Raw genomic sequence first — 23040 nt, 5'->3', positions numbered from 1 at the left:
TCTTACCAACGCTCAACCGAGCGACCACAGTTCCCATCGGGAGGGTGACTCCATGGGTCGAGGACGTCTCATCATGGCGGCCGGCGCGGCACTGCTCCTCGCGGCGGGGTGCGGATCGGGCGGCAGCGGCGGCTCCGCGCCGAGCAGCGGCGCGCCCGCGGCCGGGAACGCGACGATCGCGCTGTTCCTCCCCGAGTCGAAGACCACCCGCTACGAGAAGTTCGACAAGCCGATCTTCGAGGCGAAGGTGAAGCAGCTGTGCGCGGGCTGCACGGTGCTGTACTTCAACGCCGACCAGGACGCCGCCAAGCAGCAGAGCCAGGTCGAGTCGGCGCTGACCCAGGGCGCGAAGGTGCTCGTCCTCGACGCCGTCGACGCCGCGGCCGTCGCCCCGCTGGTCAACCAGGCCAAGCAGAAGAAGATCCCGGTCATCGGCTACGACCGGCTGATCTCCGGCATCGGCTACGAGTACTTCGTGTCGTTCGACAACGTCACCGTCGGCAAGGTGCAGGGCGAGGCGCTGCTCGGCGAGCTGACCAAGCGCGGCACGGCCGACAAGGGCCAGGTCGTGATGATCAACGGCTCGCCGACCGACCCCAGCTCCGCCGACTACAAGAAGGGCGCCCACATGGCGCTCGACGGCAAGGTGAAGATCGGCGCCGAGTTCGACACCCCCGACTGGAGCCCCGACAAGGCCCAGCAGCAGACCGAGCAGGCCATCACGTCGCTGGGCCGCGACTCGATCGTCGGCGTCTACTCCGCCAACGACGGCATGGCCACCGGGGCGGTCGCGGCGCTCAAGCGCGCCGGCTACACGACCCTGCCGGCACTGACCGGCCAGGACGCCGAGGTCACCGCCGTGCAGCGGATCCTGACCGGCGAGCAGACGATGACGATCTACCTCAACATCAAGCAGCAGGCCGAGACGGCGGGCGAGGCGGCCGTCGCGCTGGCCAAGGGCGAGAAGCCGAAGACCACCACCACGGTCAACAACGGCACCGCCGACATCCCGAGCACGATCCTCGACCCGATCGCCGTCACCAAGGACAAGATCAAGGACACGATCGTCAAGGACGGCTTCTACTCGGTGTCCGAGATCTGCACCCCCGACTTCGCGGCAGCGTGCAAGGAGGCCGGGCTCTCGTGACGCCGGTGCTCTCGGTCCGGGGCGCCACCAAGCGGTACGGCGCCGTCCAGGCGCTGGCCGGTGCCGACCTCGACGTGTACGCCGGCGAGGTCGTCGCGCTGGTCGGCGACAACGGCGCCGGCAAGTCCACCCTGGTCAAGGTGATCTCGGGGGCGATCTCCCCGGACGGCGGCACGATCGCGTTCCAGGGAACGCCGGTGCGCATCACCCGCCCGCAGGACGCGCAGGCGCTCGGCATCACCACCGTGTTCCAGGACCTCGCGCTCTGCGAGAACCTCGACGTGGTGGCCAACCTGCACCTCGGCTCCGAGGTGCGGAGCAGGACCGTGCTCGGCGAGATCCGCATGGAACGCGCCGCCCGCGACCTGCTGCACTCGCTCGACGTGAGGATCAAGGACGTGCGCTCTCCCGTGTCGGCGCTGTCCGGCGGGCAGCGCCAGTCCGTGGCGATCGCCCGCGCCCTCCTCGGCGACCCGAGGATGGTGATCCTCGACGAGCCGACCGCCGCCCTCGGCGTCGAGCAGACCGCGCAGGTGCTGGGGCTGATCAAGCGGCTGCGCGAGCGCGGTCTCGCGGTCGTGCTGATCTCGCACAACCTCGCCGACGTCCGTGAGGTGAGCGACCGGGTCGTGGTGCTGCGGCTCGGCCGCAACGCCGGCACGTTCGAGACGGCGTCGACCACCCAGGAGGAGATCGTGGCCGCCATCACCGGCGCCGACGCGTACGGGAAGGCGTCATGAGCGAGGTGGCCGTGACCGTTCCTCCTGCCCCACCCAGCTCGGGTCTCTTCGACGCCGCACGCGACCGGCTGCGTCGCGGCGATCTCGGTTCGCTCCCCGTCGCCGTCGGGCTGGTGCTGATCGCGATCGTGTTCTCCGCGCTCAACGGGCACTTCCTGTCCGCGGAGAACCTCACGAACCTCGCGCTGCAGATGGCCGCGACGGGGACGATCGCGCTCGGCATCGTGCTGGTGCTGCTGCTCGGCGAGATCGACCTGTCGGTCGGTTCCGTGAGCGGGCTGGCGGCGGTCGTGATGACGCTGCTCTACACGCAGCAGGGCTGGAACCCGGTGCTCGCCGTGCTGGGTGCGCTGGTCACCGGGGCGGTGATCGGGCTGCTGCACGGGCTGATGCGCACGAAGCTCGCGATGCCGTCGTTCGTGGTGACGCTCGCGGGCCTGATCGGCTGGCTCGGGCTGATGCTGTTCCTGCTCGGCAAGGCCGGCACGATCAACCTGCCGTTCGACCGCGGCATCGCGCTGCTCTCCGACACCTGGTTGCCGGCGTGGCTCGGGTGGGCGCTGATCGTCGTGCTGGCCGGGACGCACCTGGCGTCCGGGCTGGTCACACGGCGGATGCGGGTGGCGGCGGACCTGCCGGTGCCGAGCACCGCGTGGGTGCTCGCGCGCTCGGCGGGGCTGGCCGTGCTGCTGGCCGCCGGCGTGGTCGTCCTCAACGCCGACCGCGGCGTGCCGCTCACGCTGGTGATCTTCGGCGGGCTGGTGGTGGTGCTCGACCTCGCGCTGCGGCGCACGGTGTGGGGCCGGCGGATGTACGCCGTCGGCGGCAACGCGGAGGCCTCGCGCCGGGCCGGCATCAACGTCACGCAGGTGCGGGTGCTCGCGTTCGTCGGGGCGTCGACGCTGGCCGCGGTCGGCGGGGTGCTGGCGGCGTCGCGGCTCGCGGCGGTCAACCAGACGTCCGGCGGCAGCGACATCCTGCTCAACGCCATCGCCGCCGCCGTGATCGGCGGCACCAGCCTGTTCGGCGGACGCGGACGGGCCTACGCGGCGCTGCTCGGCATCCTCGTGATCCAGTCGATCACCAACGGGATGCTGCTGCTCAACGTCGACTCGTCGGTGCGGTTCATGGTCACCGGCGCGGTGCTCGCCGTCGCCGTCGCGATCGACTCGCTGGCCCGGCGCGGCGCAGCCGACGGGCTGACATGACGGACGGGTTCGTCCTCGCGGTGGACTTCGGCGGCACCAAGGCCGGCCTGGCCGCCGTCGATCCGGCGGGCACGGTGCTGGCCGACGTCCGCCTCCCGATCCACGCCGACCGCGGCGCAGAGCAGGCCGTCGCCCGCACGCTGGACGCGGCGCGCGCCCTGATCACCCGGGTCGACGGGACGCTGCTCGGCTCCGGCGTGGCCGGCCCCGGGATCGTGCTGCCCGACCGGGTGCTGCTCGCGCCCAACGTGCCCGGCTGGTCGCGGCTGCGGCTGCAGGAGATGTTCGAGACGGCGCTCGACGTGCCCGCGACGTGCGCGAACGACGTCAAGGCCGCGGCGCTCGCGGAGGCGCGCTGGGGCCACCTGCACGGCGTGTCCACGGGCATGCACGTGAACCTGGGCACCGGCCTCGCGCTCGCCGTCGTCGTCGACGGGACGGTGCTGACCGGTGCGCACGGCGCGGCCGGCGAGATCGGGTACAACCTGCGGCTCGGCAGCGACACCCCGCAGGGCGGCGCCCCGCTGGAGGAGCAGGTCGGCGGCAGGGCGCTCGGTGTCCGCGGCCGCGCGGTCGGCGGCAGCGGCGACGCGGAGTCGGTGTTCGCGCTGGCCAGGACCGACTCGGCCGCCCGCTCGTTCCTCGACGAGGCGCTCGACGAGCTGGCCGTGCACCTGGCCAACGCGGCGATGCTGGTGGACCCGGCGCGGATCACCGTCGGTGGTGGGATGGTCCGCTCGGCCGAAGTCGTGCTGCCGGTGCTGAAGGCCGTGGTCGACCACGCCGTCCCGTTCCCGCCGGAGCTGGTGACCGCCCGCTTCGCGCAGGACGGCCCGCTCGTCGGCGCCGCGGCGCTGGCCTGGGACGGCCTCCGGGCGCGCTGACGAGCGACCTCACACAGCGCGCGGCCACGGCACACAGGTTGCGACCTGTGTGCCGTGGCCGTCAGCTGTGTGACGCCCGTTTCAGCACGTCCAGCTCGCCGCCCGGGACGGTGATGTCGAAACCGTTCTCGATCAGCCACCGGAGCCCGCGCAGGCTGCGCACCGTCCACCACGCGCGGACCAGCTCGCGGTCGACGGGCGCGCTGTAGCCGGCGAGGAGGTCGTCGAGGTGCTCGGGGTGGCCGAGCGTCAGCGTCGCCAGGTCCCACAGGGCGTCGCCCTGCGCGGCCTCCGACCAGTCCAGCACACCGGTGACCTCGTCGCCGTCGACGAAGACGTGGTCGAGCTGGAGGTCGCCGTGCACGAACACCGGCGTCCACGGTCGGAGCGCGGCCTCGGCGATCTCGCGGTTGCGCGCGACCACGTCGGCGGGCAGGACGTCGTTCGCGACGAGCCAGCGGCACTCACGGTCGAGCTCGGCGGCGAGCTCCGCGGGGCCGGGGCCGACCCGCGCCGGCAGCGGCGCGGAGTGCAGCTGCCGGACGGCCGCGCCCGCCGCCGCCCACGCCGCCGGCGACGCGGTCGACGGTTCCCCGAGCCGGCCGAGCGCCCGCCCCGGAAGGGCGGCGAGCGCGAGGACGGGCGGCCGGTGCCAGCGGATCTCCGCGGTGGGGACCGGCGCCGCGGCCATCGCCGCGACCTCGGCGTCGACGCGGGCCCGATCGGTGTCGATCTTGAGGAACAGGTCGTCGACGCGGAGGGTGGCGCGCTCGCGATGGGCGACGACGACCTGGATGCCGGTCACCCTCGGCCCAGCGCGTCGAGGATCTCGCCGAACCGCGTCTGGAGGGACAGGTGCCCGACGCCGGGCAGCAGGTGCAGGTGCCCGACGCCCGCGGGGAGGCGGCGCACCAGGTCCTCGGCGTGGTGGACGGGTACGAACGGGTCAGCGTCGCCCTGGAAGACGTGGACGGGAACCGTGACGGCCGACCAGTCGACCCGCCAGGGCGAGCCCCAGAGTCGGTAGTCGGTGAGCACCCCGTCCGGGCCGGGGCGCAGCGCTTCCACGAACCCCGCCATGGCCTCGCGCGGGGTGTGCCGGGCCAGCTCCGCCCGGTCGACCGGCGTCAGCTCCGCGGACAGCTCCCGGACGGCGAGCGCGGGGACCAGCAGCGTCACGACGCGCTCGAACCGCAGCACGAGCCCCGCCCGGAACGGGCTGCGCACCGCGGCGTCGAGCAGGTGCCGGTCCGACGCCGCGAGGCCGTCCCGGGCGCCGGGCCGGTCGTCCACCGGCGCCACGGCCGCCATCAGCCCGACCGACGTCAGCCGCGGACCGCACCCCGCCGCGCACGCCACCGCGAACGGGCCGCCACCGGAGTAGCCGATGACCGCGAACTCGTCGATGCCGAGCGCGTCCGCGAGCTCCACCAGCTCGCCGGCGTACCCGGCGACGGTGCGGCCCGGAACGGGGTCCGACCGGCCGATTCCGCCACGGTCCGGGCACAGGACCCGGATGCCGCGCTCGCGTGCGGGCGCGTCGGCGAAGTCGTTGCCGAGCCGGCTGGCCGGCGTGCCGTGCAGGAGGAACACCGGCCGTCCCTCCGGGTCGCCGTACTCCGCGACGGCGACGCGGCGGCCGCCGCACACCACGGCCGATGCCCCGCTGAAGTCCCGAACCATGGCCGCGTTCCCCCGTACCGCCGGCACCCACCGAACGGCCAGCGTAACCCCGTCCACGCTGGTGACTTTCGTAGACGTCCGTCGACGACTCACGTAGATTTCTTCGCCGTGTCGAGCTCGCCAACACCCCTGCGCGAGCCCCAGCCGAGGCGTTCCCGCGCGGCGCCCACGTGGACCCGGTCAGCCACCGCTCACCGATCCCGACGGAGGTCCGATGATCCCGACCGACCTGCGCTCCTGGCTGGACGACGAGGTCCCGGCACTGCGCCGGGAGTTCGGGGTGCCGGGGTGTGCCGTCGGTGTGCTGACCCCGGACGGCGTCCTCGACACCGCTGACGGGGTGCTGAACCTGCGCACGGGTGCGCCGGTGACGACGGAGTCGCTGTTCCAGGTCGGGTCGATCACCAAGCTGTGGACGGCCACGCTGATCCTGCAGCTCGTGGAGGACGGCCTGCTCGATCTCGACGCGCCGGTCGCGTCGGTGCTGCCGGGGTTCCGGGTCGCCGACGCCGCCGCGAGCGCCGCCATCACCACCCGCCAGCTGCTGACGCACACGTCCGGCGTGCTGGGGGACGCGTTCGTGCCGACCTCCCGCGGTGACGACGCCGTCGCCCGCTACGTCGACGAGGTGGTGCCCGGGCTGCCGCAGGACGTCCCGCCGGGCGCCGGGCTGTCGTACTCGAACTCGGGGTACGTGATCCTCGGCCGGATCGCGGAGGTGCTGCGCGGCCGGCCGTTCCACGAGCTGCTCGCCGAGCGCATCGCGGGCCCGCTCGGGCTGGAGCACTGGGCGGCGCTGCCCGAGCAGGCGCTCCTGCACGGCACGGCGGTGGGGCACATGAACCGGCGAGGCGGCGACCCGCAGCCCTTCCCGTTCTGGAGCCTGCCGCACGCGCTCGCCCCGGCCGGCGCCCTGCTCGCGATGAACCCCCGCGGTCTCCTGGCCTTCGGCGCCGACCTGGCGGGCCACCACAAGCTGCTCTCCGCGGAGACCGTCGAGCAGGCCTGGACCCCCTACGTCGAGGTGCCCGACATCGGCGCGCTCGGCACGCACTGGGGGCTCGGGTGGATGCTGTTCGACTGGCCGGGCGCCCGCGTCGTCGGGCACGACGGCACGACCGTCGGGCAGAGCAGCCAGTTCCGGCTGCTGCCCGACGCCGGGATCGCGCTGGTCAGCCTGGCCAACGGGGGTCGGGCCGCGGGGTTCCACCGGGCGGTCGCGCGGCACGTGCTGCGGGCGACCGGCGGTGTGGACGTGCCGCCGCCGGTGGTGGCGCCCGGGCAACGCGTGCCCGTGGACGCCCTGCGCTACGCCGGCCGCTACGACTCGTCGTCGATGTCGCTGGTGATCCAGGTCCGGCCGGACGGCACGGCGGTGGCCGTCGAGTCCGCGCTCACGCCGGAGGCGCGGTCGGTGTGGCCGGAGGTGCTGACCACCGAGCTCGTCACCCTCGACGGGGAGCGGCTCATCGCGACCGAGGCCACGACGGGCATCCCGACGATCTTCGCGTTCCGCGGCGGGCCCGGGAAACCGGCCACGCACGTGTTCCGCGGCGGCCGGCTCACGGCGCGGACCGGCGACGTGTCGGCCTGAACTCGGTGGAAATCCGCCGAAACGGGGTACTTCGGACGGGTGACCCACGACGCCGGCAGCTCCAGCAGTGCCGTCGCGGCGGATGCCGACCGCAACGAGACACGCACCGAGAAGCTCGACCGCAACTGGCAGGACCTGCTGCAGGAGCTGCGCGTCGCGCAGACCGGTGTCCAGCTCCTGACGGGGTTGCTGCTGACCGTCCCGTTCCAGTCGCGGTTCCTCGAACTCGCGGCCCACCAGCGCGTCGTCTACCTGGTGACGGTCTCGCTGTCGGTGCTCGCGACCGGGCTGCTGATCAGCCCGGTGGTGCTGCACCGGGTGCTGTTCCGGCTCCACGCCCGGGACGACCTCATCGCCACGGCCCACCACCTGGCCCTCGCCGGCTTCGCCGCACTGGGCCTGGCCGTCGTCGGGGTGTGCGAGCTGATCTTCGACGTGGTGCTGGGGATCGACCAGGGCATCACCGCGGCCGTCGTCGCGCTCGTCGCGTTCGGGGTGCTGTGGGGCGTAGGGCCGCTGCTGGTGCGGGCCCATGCGCGGCGGGACGACTGACGCACGTCGCGCTACCGGGCCGGTAGGCCGACCAGCACGCGGAGGGTGTTGGTGAGCGCCTCGACGGGCAGCTCGGGATGGACGGAGCGGAAGACCCCGAGCCCGACGCCGAGGCTGAGCAGGGCGACGGCGATCTGGTCGGCGGGCATGCGGGGCCGGATGTCGCCGGCGTTCTCGAACATGGCGACGCCGCCGGCGATGACCCGGGTGATCCCGTCGATGCTGGCGGCCAGGTTCTCGCGCAGGGCCGGGTCGGTGCTGGCCTGCACGCCGAACTCGAGTTCGAGGCGCGTCCAGCCGGGATCGCCGACGACCGCCTCCGCCCACGCCTCGAAGCGCCGCAGCCGTTCGTCGACGCTGCCGGCCTGCACGATCTCGACGATCTCGCGGGCCCGTTCGATGCGGATCCCGTCGAGGACGGCCTGGCAGAGCTCGTCCTTGTTGCGGAAGTTCGAGTAGACGGCGCCACGGGAGAAGCCGGCGTCCTCGGCCACCTGGTCGAGCGAGGTCGCGGTGTACCCGTCGCGCAGGAACCGCGTGCGGGCGACCGCCAGCAGCTCCGCCCGGGTGCGGGCCTGGCTCTCGGCGCGGGTCAGTCGGGGCACGTTGACACCCTACCCGAATCCACATACCGTCTGAATCCAGATACGGCTCGTATCTGAAGTCGGGAGGCGCGATGACGCGGCGCGGGTTGGTCCTGGGGTGTGGTGGCACGGTCGGCAGTGCCTGGCAGGTCGGCGCGCTGGCCGCCCTCGAAGCGAGCTGGGGCTGGGACCCGCGCACGGCGTCGGTGATCGTCGGGACGTCCGGTGGCGCGAGCCTGGCCGCCCTGCTCGGCGCCGGCGTCGGCACCGCCGAGCTGGTGGACGGGCAGCGCGGCCGGTGGAGCGCGCGCCCGTCCGTGCGGCGGTTCTGCACGCGGCCACCGGCCGCGCTCCCCGCCCGTCCGGGGCTCCCCGGCACGTGGTCGCTCACCGGGTTGCGCGGCCCGGCCCTGACGGCGCTGGCCCGGTTGGCCCCGCGCGGCCGCACCGACCCGGCGTTCCTCGACGAGCTCGTCGACGACCTGGTGCCGGACGGCGGCTGGGTGCCGCACCCGGCGGTGTGGGCGGTGGCGCTCGACGCCGGCACGGGCCGGCGGGTGGCGTTCGGGTCGCCCGGCGCGCCGCCGGCGTCCCTGCGCGACGCCGTGCGCGCGTCGTGGGCGATCCCCGGCTGGTACCCGCCGGTCACGGTCGGCGGCCGCACCTACCTCGACGGCGGCGTGGCGTCGACGGGCTCGGTCGACCTGCTCGTCGGCCAGGAGCTGGACGAGGTCGTCGTGGTCGCGCCGATGGCCGGCGGGCGCATCCCGGGCGTCGGCGGCCGGGTGGAGGGGCTGCTGCGGCGGTCGATGACGCGCGGGCTCGACCGGGAGATCGCCGCGCTGGAGGCAGCCGGCACCCGGGTCGTGCGGTTGTGCCCGAGCACCGCCGAGCTGGCCGTGATGGGTCCGAACTTCATGAACCCGCGCCGCAGGCTGCCGGCCATGGAAGCGGCTTTGGTCCAGGTGCAGATCCCGGAAGGTGCCCGATGACGTACCCGCCCATCCCGCTGCAGGACGCCGTCGTGCTCGTCACGGGCGGCACGCGCGGCATCGGCGCCGCGACCGCGGAGCTGTTCGCCGAGCGGGGCGCCCGGGTGGTGGTCGGCGATCTGGAGCCCGCCGGTCACGCGCTCCCGCTCGACGTCACCGACCGCGCGTCCTTCGCCGCCTTCGCCCAGGCCGCGCTCGACCGGCACGGCCGGATTGACGTGCTGGTCAACAACGCCGGCGTGATGCCGCTCGGGGACTTCCTCACCGAGCCGGACGCCGTCGCCGCCACCACCTTCGACGTCAACGTGTGGGGCCTCGTCCACGGCATGCGCACCGTGATGCCGCACATGATCGAGCGCGGCCGCGGGCACGTCGTCAACGTCGCGTCGATGGCCGGGAAGCTCGCCATCCCCGGCATGGCCGTCTACAACGCCAGCAAGTTCGCCGCGGTCGGGCTCTCGGCCGCGGTGCGCGAGGAGTACGCCGGCACCGGCGTCAGCGTCTCGACCGTGCTGCCCTCCGCGGTGCGCACCCGGCTCGCATCGGGGGTGCCGCTGGGGCGCGGCCTGCCCACCGTGGACCCGATCGACGTGGCCCGCGCCGTCGTCGGCACGGTGGCGAGCCGCCGCGCCGAGACGCCCGTCCCCGGTTACCTGGCCGGCTGGGGCCTGGTCGACGCCGTGGTGCCCGAGCCCGTGATGCGGCTGGCGCGCCGCGCGGTCGGCGGCCGGCGCGCGCTCACCGCCGTCGACCACGCCGGCCGCGCCGCCTACGACGAGGCCGTCGCCCGCCAGGCCCGCGATCGAGGAGCCAGCACATGACCACGCACGACGCGGTGATCGTCGGCGCCGGGTTCGGCGGCATGGGCGCCGCCATCCAGCTCGACCGGCTCGGCATCCACGACTACGTCATCGTCGAGCGCGAGGACGACCTCGGCGGCACCTGGCACGTCAACCGCTACCCCGGCCTCGCCGTCGACATCGCGTCGGTCACCTACTCGTACTCGTTCGAGCCGAACCCGCACTGGTCTCGCGTGTTCGCGCCCGGCGCCGAGCTCAAGCGCTACGCCGAGCACGTCGCCGACACCTACGACCTGCGCCGGCGCATGCGGTTCGACACCACCGTCACCGGCGCCACCTGGGACGCTGAGGAGCAGCGCTGGCAGGTCGGGATCGCCGGCGGCGCGACGCTGTCCGCGCGCTACCTGATCACCGCCACCGGGTTCCTCTCGCAGCCGAAGGCGCCCGACATCCCGGGCATCGACGCGTTCGCCGGCACCGTCGTCCACAGCGCCCGCTGGGACGACCGCGTCGAGCTGGCCGGCAAGCGCGCGGCGATCATCGGCACCGGAGCGACGGCCGTGCAGCTGATCCCCGAGCTGGCCGCGCGAGTCGCCGAGCTGACGGTCTACCAGCGCACCCCGATCTGGGTCGTCCCCAAGATCGACGCGCCGATCCCCGAGCCGGTCCGGCGGCTGTTCGCGCTCGCCCCGGCGACGCAGCGGGCGGCGCGGCTGGCCAACTCGGCGGCGCTGGAGGCCCTCTCCGTGGCGGGCGTGCTGCACTACCGCGAGGCCCGGCTGCTCTCGAAGGGTGTGGAGGCGCTCGCCCGGGCGCACCTGCGCGCGCAGGTGCGTGACCCGGCGACCCGGCGCAAGCTGACCCCGCAGTACTCGTTCGGCTGCAAGCGCCCGACGTTCTCCAACAGCTACTACCGCACCTTCAACCAGCCGCACGTGCACCTGGAGACCACGTCCATCGCGCGCGTCGAGCCGGACGCGATCGTGACCGCCGACGGGCGGCGCACCGAGCTCGACGTGCTCGTCCTGGCCACCGGGTTCGACCTGTGGGAGGCCAACTTCCCGGCCGTCGAGATCATCGGCGCCGGCGGGCGGAACCTCGGGAAGTGGTGGCGCGAGCAGCGGTTCCAGGCCTACGCCGGGCTCACCGTGCCGCACTTCCCGAACCTGATCAGCCTCAACAGCCCGTACGCGTACACCGGGCTGTCGTACTTCTGGACCATCGAGACCCAGATGGCGCACATGGCGCGGCTGCTCGGCGAGCTGCGCCGCCGCGGGGCCACCACGTTCGACGTCACCGACGAGGCGAACCGCGCGTTCCTCGACCGCATGACCGAGCAGCTCGACAGCTCCGTCTTCTACAACGGCGACTGCGCGGGCTCGCGCAGCTACTACTTCGACCCGCACGGCGAAGCGGCGCTGCTGCGGCCGGCACCTGTCGTGACGAGCCGGCGGGAGGCCGAGCGGTTCCCGCTCGACCACTACACCTTCGCCTGAGCCGTCACGCCTTGCGCCAGTCGTCCGAGGTCAGGTGCGAGCCGGCCATCGGGCCCATCTGCAGCATCCCGCCGTCCACCGGCCACGACGCGCCGGTGACGTAGGCCGCGGCCGGTGAGGCGAGGAAGGCGATCACGGCTGCTACCTCGCGCGCGTCGCCCGGGCGGCCCAGCGGCACCCCGGGTCGCGCGGTGCCGTGCGGGTCCTCGTCCTCCTGCCCGGTCATGGGCGTGGCGATCTCCCCGGGCGCGACGGCGTTCACGGTGATGCCGTGCTCGGCCAGCTCGAGCGCTGCGGTGCGGGTGAGCTGGCCGAGCCCGCCCTTGGCCGCGCAGTACGGCGCCGCGCCGACCCGCGGCGCCGTCTCGTGCACGCTGGTGACGTTGACGATGCGGCCACCGCGACCGGCCGCGACCATGTGCCGCGCCGCCCGCTGCAGGCACAGGAACGCGCCGTCGAGATCGGTGGCCACGACGTGGCGCCAGGTCTCGAAGTCGAGGTCGAGCAGCGGCGTCATGGTCCCGGTGCCCGCGCAGTTGACGAGCACGTCGACGCCGCCGAGATCGTCGACGAGCTCGTCGATCGCGTCGACGGAACCGGGGATCGCCGCCAGGTCGAGGTGCCGCACGTACGCCGGCCGTCCGGCCGCGCGCACCTCGTCGGCGGTGCGCTCGGCGCCCTCCTGGTCCTGGTGCCAGGTGATCCCCACCGCGCACCCGGCCTCGGCGAGCGCGACCGCGGTCGCCCGGCCGATGCCGGAGTCGGAGCCGGTGACGACGGCGGTGGTCGGGAAGTCGGGCGGTGTCTGCATACCCGTCGGGTAGCCCTGGAGCCACGCCGCCAACCCTGCCCCGGCGCTGCGCCGTTTCGACAACTCGCCTCGCACATTTCCGCGCCGATTCCACCCTCCGTCCGGCCGCATTCGTTGCGGCAGCCGGGCGATTCCGATGGTCCGCGGATTCGCCGCTTCCCGGCGGGGTATCCGGGTCGTCGCACAGGCCGACACGAGAGCAGGAGCCCCCGATGACCCACCCGCCGGGATCGCCACAGGCACGCGCCGACGCCGTAGCGGACCTGCGCGACAGCCTGGCCGACCTGTTGCACGTCACCGTCGGGATCGCGCTGGACAAGGTGGAGGACCTCGCCCGCTCGTTCGACGTGCTGACCAGCGCCAAGGACTCCGTGATCGGCGCGGTGCTGGGCGGGTTGCGGGCCGGAGCAGCGGGCGACAACCCGATCTGGGGCGCGTTCCGCGGGGCGATCGCGGCGATGAGCACGAGCACGCGGATCGCGCTGGTCGTCGCGCTGGTGCTGGCGATCGTCCTGCTTCCGGTGACGGTGGTGCTGCTGCTGATCGCGCTGATCGTCGCCATCGTCGTCGTCTCGGCGTACCGGTGACGGTGCTCGGCGCGACCGGGTGCGCCCTCCCCCGATCGCCGAGGATCTTCACCCGTTTCCCCGGTCGGCCACCGCCGAACGAACGAACATTTCTCGATGTCCATTACCGGACGTGTCCCGGAATACGCATCCGGGTACGCGACAACTCGACCGGTTCGCTGGGGGGCGTCGGATCGGAAACCACGTGGAGGTTCGGATGAAATGCGGTGCGCGCGTAGCGCTCGGGGTCGCGGGGGGCTACTTCCTGGGACGCACGAAGAAGATGAAGCTGGCGCTGATGCTCGGCGGCATGGCGGCGGGGAGGCGCGCCGGCGGTCCGGGTGAGCTGCTGTCGCAGGGCGGGAAGCTCCTGTCGAGCAACCCGGAGATCGCGGCGCTGACCGAGCAGGTGCGCGGCCGGCTGATGGAAGCGGGCAAGAACGCCGTGCTGTCGGTGGCGACCCGGCAGGTCGAGTCGTTGACCGACCGCGTCGGCAAGCGGGTGGAGTCGCTCGGTGGCCTCGGCAGCAGCGTCAAGGGCCGCGGCAAGGACAGCGACGCGAAGGACAGCGACACCGAGGACAGCGACGCGAAGGACAGCGACACCGAGGAGGAACCGGTCGACGAGCCGGAGCCCGAGGCGTCGGAGGACGAGGACACGTCGGCGAGCGACGAGGCCGACGAGGAGACCGGGTCGGACGACGAGGCCGAGGAGAAGCCGGCACCGCGCCGCCGGCGCAGCGCGCGAGCCGGCACCGCCGCGGAGAGCACCGGACGGGCCGCGACCAGCCGTGCGCGGTCCACCGCGAAGAAGGTGGGCGAGACGGCCGGGCGCAGCGCGAACTCCCGATCCCGGTCGAAGATCGCGGCCAAGAGCTCCGGCAGCTCGAGCAGCGGTACGACTCGCCGGCGGACGACCCGGAGGAGCGGCGATGCCTGAGACCCCGAAACTGACCGACGCTCTCCCCACGGGCGCGCTCAAGGACGCCGGCCAGCAGCTGCTCGGACTGGTGGTGCAGCGCGCCGCGGAGGCGGCGTCCGACCGCATCACGGCGCTGACCGACCGGCTGGACGGGGTGACCGAGAACGGCGGGACCGGGCTCGGCGCGGCCCTCCGTGGACGGTCCCGCGACGACGACGGCGAGGACGACGAGAACGGTGGCGACGAGAACGGTGGCGGTGGCCTGCTCTCCGGGCTGAAGGACACCGTCACCGGCATGTTCGGCGGCGGCAGCGGTGGTGGCGGTGGCGGCAAGAAGCTGAAGGTCACCCAGATCGTCGAGGACCACGACATCGGGCTTCCGCTGCGCACCACCTACAACCTGTGGACCCAGATCGCCGACTTCCCGTCGTTCATGAAGAAGGTGGAGAGCGTCGAGCAGGTCTCCGACGAGAAGAGCCGCTGGAAGGCGCAGGTGTTCCTGTCCCACCGTGAGTGGGAGGCGACGGTCGTCGAGCAGGTGCCCGACTCGCACATCGTGTGGCGCTCCACCGGCGCGAAGGGGCACGTCGACGGCGCGGTGACGTTCACCGAACTGGGCCGCAACCTGACGAGGGTGCTGCTGGTGCTGGAGTACTACCCGCAGGGCCTCTTCGAGCGCACCGGCAACATCTGGCGCGCCCAGGGCAGGCGGGCCCGGCTGGAGTTCCAGCACTTCAAGCGGCACGCGATGACGAACGTGCTGATCCGTCAGGACGAGGTGGAGGGCTGGCGCGGCGAGATCCGCGACAGCGAGGTCGTGCGGACCCACGAGGAGGCGCTGGAGGACGAGCAGCGCGAGGCCGACGTGGATTCGGGCGTGGATTCGGACGTCGACTCGGACGTCGAGGACGAGTACGCCGAGGACGACTACGAGGACGATCTCGAGCCCGAGGACGAGGCCGACGTCGAACCCGAGGACGAGACAGAGGACGAACCCGAGGACGAACCCGAGGAGGAGCCGGAGGACGAGCCGGTCTACGAGGACGAGTACGACGAGGACTACGAGGGGCCGTCGGACGACGACCGGGAGGAGCGGCCGCGGCGTCGCGAACCGGCGAGGTCCGGCGCCGGAAGGGGCGGTGACCGATGACGGTCGCAACCACACAGCAGGGCGGCGGGTACGTCGAACGCGGGGGTTCGGGCAGCCTGGCCGACGTCGTGGAGCTGATCCTCGACAAGGGCCTGGTCATCGACGTGTTCGTGCGGGTGTCGCTGGTCGGGATCGAGATCCTGACGATCGACGCGCGGATCGTCGTGGCCAGCGTCGACACGTTCCTGCGGTTCGCGGAGGCGACGAACCGGCTCGACCTGTACGGCGCGGGCAAGGGCGGCAAGGACCTCACCGACCTGACGCAGGGGATGATGGAGGGCGGCGCCAAGGGCAAGACGTCCGGTGTGCTGGATGCCGCGGCCGACAAGGTCGAGCAGCTGGTCGGGCGGAAGAGCGACAACGGCGACGGTGACGACGACGGGGACGAGGAGCGACCCCGTCGCCGGCCGCGGGCCCGGGCGCGGGAGCGTGCGGAGTGACCGCGACCTACGTGTACGGCCTCGTCCCGGCGGGGACCCGGCTGCCCGAGGGCCTGACCGGGATGGGTCCGGGGTCGGTGGGCACGGTGGAGCACGACGGGCTCGCGGCGGTCGTCGGCGCGGTCCCGGAGGGGCGGGCGCTCGGTTCGCGCGCGGACCTGCTCGCCCACGAGTCCGTGGTGGACACGGTGGCGCAGGCGGCGACGGTGCTGCCGATGCGGTTCCCGGCGGTGATCGACGACGCCGGCATCGTCGACGAGCTGCTCGCACCGCATCGCGACGAGTTCCTCGCCGTGCTGGCCGACCTCGAGGGGAAGGTGCAGTACACGCTGCGCGGCCGTTACGAGCAGGAGGTGCTGCTGCGGGAGATCGTCGAGCAGGACCCGGAGATCCGCGCGCTCGACCAGCACGTTCGCGGGCTGCCGCAGGACGTCGGGCAGGCCGACCGGATCCGGTTGGGCGAGCTGGTCGTGGCTGCGCTGGACGAGCGTTCGACGGTCGACGCCGCCGACATCGAGGAGCGGCTGCGCCCGTACGCGGAGCGGGTGTCGCTCTCGGCCACGCCGCTGCCCGACGAGGTGATCACGGCGGCGTTCCTCGTCGACCGGGACCGGGCGGCCGAGTTCGAGGAGGCCGTGGAGGAGCTGGGCCGTGACACGCACGACTGGTTGCGGCTGCGGCTGCTCGGCCCGCTCGCCCCGTACGACTTCGTGACGGGGCGCTGATGGGGCTGGTGACCGGGTTGCTCGGGCTGCCCCTCGCGCCGGTGCGGGGGGTGGTGTGGCTCGCCCAGCAGATCCAGGAGCAGGCCGAGGAGCAGTTCTACGACCCGGCGCGCATCCGGGCCGAGCTCGACGCCGTCGACGCGGCCAGGCGGGCGGGCGAGCTGTCCGAGGAGGAGTGCGCCGAGCGGGAGGACGCGCTGATCGCCCGCATGCTGGCTGGCCGCGGGCGGGCGGGCTGAGGTGATCACATGGCCGAGGAGCAGGACGAGAGCGCCGACGACAGCAGCGAGAGCAGCGCAGAGAAGAGCACCGAGGAGAAGCCCAAGCCGCGCACGTCGCGGCCCCGGCGGACGTCGAGGACGCGCAGCAGCTCCAACGGGTCACGGCCGCCGGCCGACGTGGCTGCGCGGGACGCGGCACGGCAGGTGCTGACGCTGACCGGGCGCGAGCTGGAGGGCGTCGTGGCCGTCGAACGCGGCGACGACAGCTGGCGGGTGTGCGTGGAGGTGGTGGAGAGCCGCCGCATCCCCGACTCGGCCGACATCCTCGCCGTCTACGAGGTGGAGACCGACGATCACGGCGAGCTGCGCCGGCTCGCGCGGGTGCACCGCTACGCGCGCGGCCAGCTCGGGCGAGGAGGCAGATGAGCGAGCTCACGAGCCAATCAGCGACACGGCGCACGGCGTCCGGCATCCCCGTGCCGAGCCGGGCGCAGGGTCCCGACCACCGGCAGGAGTCCACCAACCTCGCCGACATCCTCGAACGGGTGCTCGACAAGGGCGTGGTGATCGCCGGTGACATCCGCGTCAACCTGCTCGACATCGAGCTGCTGACGATCAAGATCCGGCTGCTCGTGGCATCCGTCGACAAGGCCCGCGAGATGGGCATCGACTGGTGGGAGCACGACCCGACGCTCAGCTCCGGCGAGCGCGACCTGCACGAGGAGAACCGCATGCTGCGTGAACGCATCGGCGAATTGGAGGCGGGGCGCACGGAGGAGGACGGGTCGTGAAGGGCGGGGAGCTCACCTACCTGTACGCGGTCGCGCCGGCGTCGGTCGCGCCGCCGGACCTGCTGGGTGTGGACGGGGAGGAACCGCGGACCGTGGTCGAGGGCGCGGTGGCGGCCGTCGTGGGGTCGGTCGCTGCCGCGCGGTTCGACGAGTCCGCCGTCGCTCGCGACCTGACGGACCTGGGGCGCATCGAGCAGCTGGCCCGCGCCCACCACGCGGTCGTCGCTGCGGTGGAGCAGCCGGTGGCGCCCGTGCGGTTGGCGACGATCTACCGCGACGACGACGGCGTCCGCCGGCTGCTGCGCGACCGCGGGCCGGAGCTGGCGGAGCTGCTGGAACGGCTGGGTACCTGCCGCGAATGGGGCGTGAAGGTGTGGGTGGCGGCCGAGCCGGAGGAGCCCGTCGCGGCGGGGAACGGGCGGCCCGGCACCGCGTACCTGCAGCGGAGGATGGCGGTGCGGGACGCGGGGGTGCGGCGCCGCGCGGAGGCGGCGGAGGTGGCCGACCGGACGCACGCGGCGCTGGCCCGGGTCGCGGTGGCCGAGCACCGGATGGCGCCGCAGGACGCTGCGCTGTCGGGGCGGCGCGAGGAGATGGTGCTGAACGCGACGTACCTGGTGCGCCGCAGCGACGAGGACGCGTTCGCCGCGGTCGTCGCCGGCGCTGCGACGTGCGGTATCGAGGTGGTGCGGACGGGACCGTGGCCGCCGTTCTCGTTCGCGACGGTGGACCTGACGTGAGCGCTCCCCCGGCGCTGCGGTCCGACACCGAGCTGGCGCTGGTCGACCTGCTCGACCGGCTGCTGGCCGGTGGCGTGGTGCTGACCGGGGAGATCCGGATCTCGCTCGCCGACGTGGATCTCGTGCACGTGTCGTTGCGGGCGCTGATCAGCTCGGTGCAGACCCTCGTGGAGGGTGGCGCGGAGGGCGAGACGGATGCCTGAGCTGCCGCAGCGGATCGACGCGCAGCCGGAGACGGTGGCCCGCGACCTGGGCCGGCTCGTCCTGACCGTCGTCGAGCTGGTGCGCCAGTTGATGGAGCGGCAGGCGCTGCGCCGCGTCGACGCCGGTGATCTACCCGACGAGACCGTCGAGCGGCTCGGGCTCGGCCTCATGCGGCTGGAGGAGGCGATGGCCGAGCTGCGGGAGGTGTTCGGCCTGGAGCCGGAGGACCTCAACATCGACCTCGGCCCACTGGGGAAGCTCCTGTAGGTCAGCGCAGGCCGGCGATCACCTCGAGGTCGGCGACGAACGCGGCGAGCGCCTCGTCGCGCTGCTCGGGACGCCCCCGCAGGATCGACGAGGGGTGCACGGTGGGCACGAGCTGCCGACCGTTCCAGTCGCGGGGCCGCCCCCGTTCGGCGGTGACCCGGAAGTCGGCGCCGAGCAGCGCCTTCGCCGCAACAGCACCCAGCGTCGCGATCACCGCCGGGTCGACGGCGTCGATCTCCCCGTCCAGCCATGGCCGGCAGGCCCGCACATGACCGACGGCCGGGGTCTTGTGGATGCGCTTCTTGCCGTCGCGCTCGAAGCGGAAGTGCTTGACCGCGTTCGTCACGTACACCTCGTCCCGAGCGATGCCGGCCCGCTCCAACGCCTCGTCCAGCACCCGCCCGGCCGGCCCGACGAACGGCTCCCCCGCCCGATCCTCCCGATCCCCCGGCTGCTCCCCGACGAGCATCAGCCAGGCCCGAACCGGCCCCTCCCCGAACACCGTCTGCGTAGCCGGCTCGTACAACTCGCACCGCGTGCAGGTAGCCGCCTCCGCGCGCAGCGACTCGAGCCGGGTAGCCGTGGCACTCATGGCAGTGGGTTACCCAGCACGTCCAGACCGAACCGCCACCGCTCGGGGCTCCGCCCCGAACCCCGGCCCTCCTCTGGTGGAGCGGGAACGAGCGGGTCGGCTCCACCGCCGATCGGTCGCCCTGACGGGATGCCACAGCGGCGTTGCTGCGCACGCCCGATCGACGGTGGAGCCTGTGGCCTGCCTCAGGGCACAGTGGTGCCCCGGTCATGGCGCGGCCCAGAGGTCGGTCATCCAGGGTGGCGGGATGAACTTCGGTTTGCCCGTGAACCGCCCTGGGCGCGGGAGAGGCTCCTGATCTAACCAAGGAGACTGGGGCTATGTCCGCTCCCCGGAAGTTCGACGACGAGACACGTGCCCGTGCGGTGCGCCTGTATCAGGACCGGTTGCGTGAGCACGGTGACTCGAAGCTGGCCGCGCGTCGCCATGTGGGCGCGCTGTTGGATATCAACCAGTCCACGATCCGGAACTGGATTCGCGCCGAGGAGGGCGAGGGATCGGCATCGGCCCGACCTGTGGCGGCTGCGGATGATGTACAGGCAGAGTTGCGGCGGTTGCGCGCGGAGAATGCGGAATTGCTCCGCGCGAACGACATCTTGAAGACGGCGTCAGCGTTTTTCGCCCAGGCGGAGCTCGACCGTCGACTTCGCTGATCTGCGAGTACATCGCAGACCATCGTGACCGTTTCGGGGTCGAGCCGATCTGCGCCGTGCTGTCGCAACACGGCGTCACGATCGCCCCGGGCACGTTCTACCGCTGGCTGACACGGCCGGTGAGTGATGCGCAGCTGGAGGAAGCGTATGTGGTGAACGCCATCGTCACGCTCTATCGAAAGAACAGGTCGGTGTACGGGGTGCGGAAGCTGTGGCGCGTCGCCCGTCGTGCCGGGCTGCGCGTGGGCCGGGACCAGGTTGGGCGGCTGATGCGGATCGCCGGTGTCCAGGGTGTTCGCCGCGGTGCGCACCGGACCCGGACCACCACCCGCGACGAGCGGGCCGCGCGACATCCCGACCTGGTCAAGCGTGGGTGGGCGGCGCCGACGAAGCCGGACGCGATCTGGGTGGCGGACTTCACCTACGTGTGGACCGCGGCCGGGTTCTGCTACGTCTCGTTCATCACCGATGTGTACTCACGTCGTATTCTTGGCTGGCGGGCATCGATGGACAGATCCGCAGATCTGGTCACCTCGGCGCTGGAGCAAGCATTGAGCACCCGACGCCGGACGGTCTACGGTTTCACCACCAATGGACTGATCCATCATTCCGACGCCGGCTCCCAATACACCGCCATTGCGATGACCGAGGCGTTGGCCGAGGCCGGTATCTCCGGGTCGATCGGGACGGTCGGCGACGCGCTGGACAACGCGCTGATGGAATCGACGATCGGACTGTACAAGACCGAACTGATCAACACCCGTGACCGGGGCCGAAACTGGACCGGACGCCTCGAGGTCGAACGCGAGACCGCCGACTGGGTTCACTGGTACAACAACGACAGAATCCACTCATCAATCGACTACATGACACCCGTAGAACGGGAAATGGTGTACGCTGACACCATCACCCAACGGGTAGCCCACCCAGCCGAGGTGGCCTGAACCCGAGCCTCTCGCGAACCCAGGGCGGTTCACCCGAGCTCATGTCTATTCGCCACTCGGTGGCGTGGATTTGATCATGGTGTTGGCAACACAGCATGACCAGGTTGTCCAAGGCGGTGGCGCCGCCGTGTTGCCACTCGATCACGTGGTGGACTTCGCACCAGGATGGTGGTCGGTCGCAGCCGGGGTGGGCGCAGCCGTGGTCGCGCAGGGCAACCGCCCGGCGCAACCACGTGGGGACCAGGCGGTGGGTGCGGCCGACGTCGAGGGGTTGGCTGTCGCCGTCGAGCACGACCGGGACCAGGTGGGCATCGCACAACAGCCGCCGCAGTTGCCCGGGAGTCAGTTGTCCTCCGGTGTCGAGCATCGCGGTGCGGGCCCGGTCTTCCAGGTCCTGCAGGCGGAGGGTGACGGTGACGCGGGGGCGTTCTCCCCCGACCTCGCCGGAGGCGCCGTGGTCGAGGGCGAACCCGCAGATCTCCGCCATGGCGGCCGCGTTGCGCTCCGCCGCGGTGGTGCCCCGGTTCTCGGGAGTCGGCCGGGTGCGGGCTTCGATCGCGGTGCGGATCGCGGCGAAGGCCAGCGGGTCCTCGAACTGGCCGCGCAGCCACCCGCTGCCATCAGCGTTGGCGCCCATCTGCAGTTCGTTGCGGCCGGGCCGCTCATCGGGTTCGGGCCCGTCGAGGTCGGCCGCGGCGAGCAGCTCCAGCCCCATGGCACGGACTTCGTGCGGGGTGAGGGTACGCGCCGCTTCACCGAGGCTGGTCTCGATCGCGATCCGGTCGGCCAGGCTGATCCGCGCGGCCGGGCGGGAGTTCATCAACGCGGCGATGATCTCAACGTGCCGCATCGTGGCCGCACCGTCAGCGAACGCCGCCGCGGTCGCGGGCAGCACCGGCTCCAACGGGGCACCATCCAACGCGACCCGCGGCCCAACGTGTTCGGCCGCCGTGACATGCCGGCGGGCGGTGTCGTGGTCCCAGCCGAGCAGATCCTTCAACCCGGCCGCGGTGTTGCGGTAGCCCTTCTCCGCCAGCACGCCGTCGCGTTCGACAGCCGCGATCGCGGCCACCTTGGCCCGGTCCGCTTGCCGCGACACCCCCTCGAGAATCAGGAGCGCGGCAAGAGGGTCGGGGCTGTCGGAGAGGGCCGTGAACGCCTGCTCGATCAGGCTCGCGGCCTGGGCGAGTGGGTTCTCGGTCATGCCCCCTATGATACCCGAACGCAAGTTCGAACGCGTGCCGATTATCGCAGGTCAAGTGCCGTTTGGCGCGTGCAATGAAGGTGCCTGAAAGGCTCCACCGTCGGTCGGGCGTGCACAGCAAGGCCACGCCGGTGGTCGGGTGGCAAACACGCGTTTCGTTTGCCACCCGAGCACCGGTGTGGCATCCCGAAGGGCGACCGACCGACGGTGGAGCCGGCCGGAAAAGCTCCACCGGAGGGAGGCGCCGGGGTCCGGGGCGGAGCCCCGGAGAGACCGCAACCCCGGAAGACCTGCAACCTAGGCTCGAACCATGCCCCGAACCGCCTTCAGCACCCTCGGCTGTCCGAACGCCGATGTGACGGAGGTCCTCCACCTCGCTCGTATCGGCCCCACCCAAGGCATCGAGCTGCGCTGCGCCCCGGGCCAGCTGATCACCCCCGAAACCACCGACACCGAAGCCGACGCGCTAGCGGCACAGCTGCGCGACGCCGGGATAGAGGTGGTCTGCCTGGCCACGTATCTCCGCGTGGCCACGCCCACCGACGATGCGGACGTAGCGCGCCACCTGGAGCTGGCGGCCCGGTTCGACGCCCCGTTCGTGCGCGTCTTCGGAGGCGGAACAGAGCACCCCGACGGGCGCCGCGAGCGCGCGCTGGAGACGCTCGACCGGGCCGCGGAGCTGGCCGCCGCGATCGGCGTCGACGTGGCGCTGGAGACCCACGACTCCTTCCCGACGGGGGCGGCGGTGGCCGACCTGCTCGCCACCGTCGGCTCCCCGCACCTGGGTGCGGTGTGGGATGCACTGCACCCGTGGCGGGCCGGCGAGCCGGTGGCCGCCACGGCTGCGGCGCTCGGGCCGTGGCTGCGGAACGTCCAGTTCAAGGACGTGGCGTCGGTCGACGACACGACGCCCGTCCTCCCCGGGCACGGCGTGCTCCCCCTCGACGACGTCCGCGCGCAGCTGCGGCGGCTCGGCTACACCGGCTGGATCAGCCTGGAGTGGGAACGGGCCTGGTACCCCGAGGCCGCCCCGCTCGCCGACGCGTTGGCCGCGTTCCACCAGGTGCTCGACGCCTGACCAACCCAGTTTCCTCGTTCGGCCACGGAGCCGGGTGGTGCTGTCGTAGCGT

General features: G+C 72.6%; 28 protein-coding genes and 1 other annotated feature. Of the genes, 22 read left to right on the top strand and 6 right to left on the bottom strand.

Annotated elements, in window-relative coordinates; genetic code table 11:
* The first annotated feature begins 52 nt into the window (after positions 1–52).
* Genes ACQEVB_RS34940 through ACQEVB_RS34925 form a run of 4 tightly spaced genes read left to right on the top strand, consistent with a single transcriptional unit; the run spans position 53 to position 3979 of the window.
* On the top strand, positions 53–1147 hold the full coding sequence (locus ACQEVB_RS34940; RefSeq protein WP_432982037.1) for a substrate-binding domain-containing protein: 1095 nt from the start codon (positions 53–55) through the stop codon (positions 1145–1147).
* Positions 1144–1887, top strand: coding sequence for an ATP-binding cassette domain-containing protein (locus ACQEVB_RS34935; RefSeq protein ID WP_432982034.1), 744 nt, complete (start codon positions 1144–1146; stop codon positions 1885–1887). Before ACQEVB_RS34940 ends, ACQEVB_RS34935 begins: the two co-directional genes overlap by 4 nt.
* Positions 1884–3095, top strand: coding sequence for a sugar ABC transporter permease (locus tag ACQEVB_RS34930; protein ID WP_432982031.1), 1212 nt, complete (start codon positions 1884–1886; stop codon positions 3093–3095). Before ACQEVB_RS34935 ends, ACQEVB_RS34930 begins: the two co-directional genes overlap by 4 nt.
* The gene (locus ACQEVB_RS34925; protein ID WP_432982028.1) at positions 3092–3979 is read left to right on the top strand and encodes an ROK family protein; all 888 of its coding nucleotides are present in this window, start codon (positions 3092–3094) and stop codon (positions 3977–3979) included. The genes ACQEVB_RS34930 and ACQEVB_RS34925 overlap by 4 nt, the downstream gene beginning before the upstream one ends.
* A 61-nt stretch (positions 3980–4040) precedes the next feature.
* Here the strand turns inward: ACQEVB_RS34925 and ACQEVB_RS34920 are convergent, their stop codons facing one another.
* Entirely contained in the window at positions 4041–4784 is a 744-nt protein-coding gene (locus ACQEVB_RS34920; protein ID WP_432982025.1) for a phosphotransferase family protein, read from the bottom strand.
* Complete coding sequence (locus ACQEVB_RS34915) at positions 4781–5662, bottom strand: alpha/beta fold hydrolase (RefSeq protein ID WP_432982022.1); 882 nt, start codon at positions 5660–5662, stop codon at positions 4781–4783. Before ACQEVB_RS34915 ends, ACQEVB_RS34920 begins: the two co-directional genes overlap by 4 nt.
* A gap of 214 nt (positions 5663–5876) precedes the next feature.
* Between ACQEVB_RS34915 and ACQEVB_RS34910 the strand changes: the two genes are divergently transcribed.
* Entirely contained in the window at positions 5877–7256 is a 1380-nt protein-coding gene (locus ACQEVB_RS34910) for a serine hydrolase domain-containing protein (RefSeq protein WP_432982019.1), read from the top strand.
* A 39-nt stretch (positions 7257–7295) separates the two neighbouring features.
* Positions 7296–7808 (top strand): DUF6328 family protein, encoded by a 513-nt coding sequence (locus ACQEVB_RS34905; protein ID WP_432982016.1) that lies wholly within the window; start codon positions 7296–7298, stop codon positions 7806–7808.
* A gap of 11 nt (positions 7809–7819) precedes the next feature.
* Here ACQEVB_RS34905 and ACQEVB_RS34900 read toward each other — a convergent pair whose 3' ends face one another.
* Complete coding sequence (locus tag ACQEVB_RS34900; RefSeq protein WP_432982013.1) at positions 7820–8413, bottom strand: TetR/AcrR family transcriptional regulator; 594 nt, start codon at positions 8411–8413, stop codon at positions 7820–7822.
* Positions 8414–8484: 71 nt separating this feature from the next.
* Between ACQEVB_RS34900 and ACQEVB_RS34895 the strand changes: the two genes are divergently transcribed.
* From ACQEVB_RS34895 to ACQEVB_RS34885, 3 genes are read left to right on the top strand one after another with little or no spacing between them, the layout of a single operon-like run.
* Entirely contained in the window at positions 8485–9384 is a 900-nt protein-coding gene (locus tag ACQEVB_RS34895) for a patatin-like phospholipase family protein (RefSeq protein ID WP_432982010.1), read from the top strand.
* On the top strand, positions 9381–10205 hold the full coding sequence (locus ACQEVB_RS34890; protein WP_432982007.1) for an SDR family oxidoreductase: 825 nt from the start codon (positions 9381–9383) through the stop codon (positions 10203–10205). Before ACQEVB_RS34895 ends, ACQEVB_RS34890 begins: the two co-directional genes overlap by 4 nt.
* The gene (locus ACQEVB_RS34885) at positions 10202–11680 is read left to right on the top strand and encodes a flavin-containing monooxygenase (RefSeq protein ID WP_432982005.1); all 1479 of its coding nucleotides are present in this window, start codon (positions 10202–10204) and stop codon (positions 11678–11680) included. The genes ACQEVB_RS34890 and ACQEVB_RS34885 overlap by 4 nt, the downstream gene beginning before the upstream one ends.
* A gap of 4 nt (positions 11681–11684) precedes the next feature.
* Here ACQEVB_RS34885 and ACQEVB_RS34880 read toward each other — a convergent pair whose 3' ends face one another.
* The gene (locus ACQEVB_RS34880) at positions 11685–12491 is read right to left on the bottom strand and encodes an SDR family oxidoreductase (protein WP_432982002.1); all 807 of its coding nucleotides are present in this window, start codon (positions 12489–12491) and stop codon (positions 11685–11687) included.
* A gap of 212 nt (positions 12492–12703) precedes the next feature.
* Between ACQEVB_RS34880 and ACQEVB_RS34875 the strand changes: the two genes are divergently transcribed.
* The 11 genes from ACQEVB_RS34875 (at position 12704) to ACQEVB_RS34825 (ending at position 18517) form a co-directional block, all read left to right on the top strand.
* Entirely contained in the window at positions 12704–13078 is a 375-nt protein-coding gene (locus ACQEVB_RS34875; protein ID WP_432981999.1) for a hypothetical protein, read from the top strand.
* Between the two features lie 196 nt (positions 13079–13274).
* Positions 13275–13997: a hypothetical protein gene (locus tag ACQEVB_RS34870; RefSeq protein ID WP_432981996.1), complete on the top strand. Its 723-nt coding sequence runs from the start codon at positions 13275–13277 to the stop codon at positions 13995–13997.
* Positions 13990–15129 (top strand): SRPBCC family protein, encoded by a 1140-nt coding sequence (locus ACQEVB_RS34865; protein ID WP_432981993.1) that lies wholly within the window; start codon positions 13990–13992, stop codon positions 15127–15129. Before ACQEVB_RS34870 ends, ACQEVB_RS34865 begins: the two co-directional genes overlap by 8 nt.
* Positions 15126–15569 carry a gas vesicle protein GvpJ gene (gvpJ, locus tag ACQEVB_RS34860; RefSeq protein WP_432981990.1) on the top strand — a complete coding sequence of 148 codons (444 nt, stop codon included), beginning with the start codon at positions 15126–15128 and terminating at the stop codon, positions 15567–15569. The genes ACQEVB_RS34865 and gvpJ overlap by 4 nt, the downstream gene beginning before the upstream one ends.
* The gene (locus ACQEVB_RS34855; protein WP_432981987.1) at positions 15566–16294 is read left to right on the top strand and encodes a GvpL/GvpF family gas vesicle protein; all 729 of its coding nucleotides are present in this window, start codon (positions 15566–15568) and stop codon (positions 16292–16294) included. The genes gvpJ and ACQEVB_RS34855 overlap by 4 nt, the downstream gene beginning before the upstream one ends.
* Entirely contained in the window at positions 16294–16533 is a 240-nt protein-coding gene (locus ACQEVB_RS34850) for a gas vesicle protein GvpG (protein ID WP_432981984.1), read from the top strand. Before ACQEVB_RS34855 ends, ACQEVB_RS34850 begins: the two co-directional genes overlap by 1 nt.
* A gap of 9 nt (positions 16534–16542) precedes the next feature.
* Positions 16543–16941: a gas vesicle protein GvpO gene (gene gvpO / locus ACQEVB_RS34845; RefSeq protein ID WP_432981981.1), complete on the top strand. Its 399-nt coding sequence runs from the start codon at positions 16543–16545 to the stop codon at positions 16939–16941.
* Positions 16938–17306, top strand: coding sequence for a gas vesicle protein (locus ACQEVB_RS34840; RefSeq protein ID WP_432981978.1), 369 nt, complete (start codon positions 16938–16940; stop codon positions 17304–17306). The genes gvpO and ACQEVB_RS34840 overlap by 4 nt, the downstream gene beginning before the upstream one ends.
* Complete coding sequence (locus ACQEVB_RS34835) at positions 17303–18046, top strand: GvpL/GvpF family gas vesicle protein (RefSeq protein WP_432981975.1); 744 nt, start codon at positions 17303–17305, stop codon at positions 18044–18046. The genes ACQEVB_RS34840 and ACQEVB_RS34835 overlap by 4 nt, the downstream gene beginning before the upstream one ends.
* A complete protein-coding gene (locus ACQEVB_RS34830; protein ID WP_432981972.1) occupies positions 18043–18249 on the top strand; it encodes a gas vesicle protein in 207 nt (68 codons plus the stop codon). The genes ACQEVB_RS34835 and ACQEVB_RS34830 overlap by 4 nt, the downstream gene beginning before the upstream one ends.
* Positions 18242–18517, top strand: a complete 276-nt coding sequence (locus ACQEVB_RS34825; protein ID WP_432981969.1) for a gas vesicle protein K — start codon at positions 18242–18244, stop codon at positions 18515–18517. Before ACQEVB_RS34830 ends, ACQEVB_RS34825 begins: the two co-directional genes overlap by 8 nt.
* A gap of 1 nt (position 18518) precedes the next feature.
* Here ACQEVB_RS34825 and ACQEVB_RS34820 read toward each other — a convergent pair whose 3' ends face one another.
* Positions 18519–19109 (bottom strand): UdgX family uracil-DNA binding protein, encoded by a 591-nt coding sequence (locus tag ACQEVB_RS34820; protein WP_432981966.1) that lies wholly within the window; start codon positions 19107–19109, stop codon positions 18519–18521.
* Positions 19110–19429: 320 nt separating this feature from the next.
* On the opposite strand from ACQEVB_RS34820, the gene ACQEVB_RS34815 reads away from it, so the two are divergent.
* A protein-coding gene (locus ACQEVB_RS34815) for an IS3 family transposase (protein ID WP_432972188.1) occupies positions 19430–20706 on the top strand; the annotation gives its coding sequence in 2 pieces (ribosomal slippage) (positions 19430–19730 and positions 19730–20706; 1278 coding nt in all).
* Positions 19720–19851, top strand: a sequence feature (AL1L pseudoknot). It overlaps the preceding gene by 132 nt.
* Here ACQEVB_RS34815 and ACQEVB_RS34810 read toward each other — a convergent pair.
* Positions 20669–21910 (bottom strand): DUF222 domain-containing protein, encoded by a 1242-nt coding sequence (locus ACQEVB_RS34810; protein WP_432981963.1) that lies wholly within the window; start codon positions 21908–21910, stop codon positions 20669–20671. The two genes, ACQEVB_RS34815 and ACQEVB_RS34810, sit on opposite strands and share 38 nt — an antisense overlap.
* Positions 21911–22220: 310 nt before the next feature.
* Here ACQEVB_RS34810 and ACQEVB_RS34805 point away from each other — a divergent pair, with 310 nt between their 5' ends.
* Positions 22221–22988 carry a sugar phosphate isomerase/epimerase family protein gene (locus ACQEVB_RS34805; protein ID WP_432981960.1) on the top strand — a complete coding sequence of 256 codons (768 nt, stop codon included), beginning with the start codon at positions 22221–22223 and terminating at the stop codon, positions 22986–22988.
* The last annotated feature ends 52 nt before the right edge of the window (positions 22989–23040 follow it).

The organism is Pseudonocardia sp. CA-107938, assembly GCF_050936315.1.
Lineage (GTDB): Bacteria > Actinomycetota > Actinomycetes > Mycobacteriales > Pseudonocardiaceae > Pseudonocardia.
Note: the sequence above shows the minus strand (reverse complement) of the source record. Positions and strands in the feature narration are given on the sequence as shown.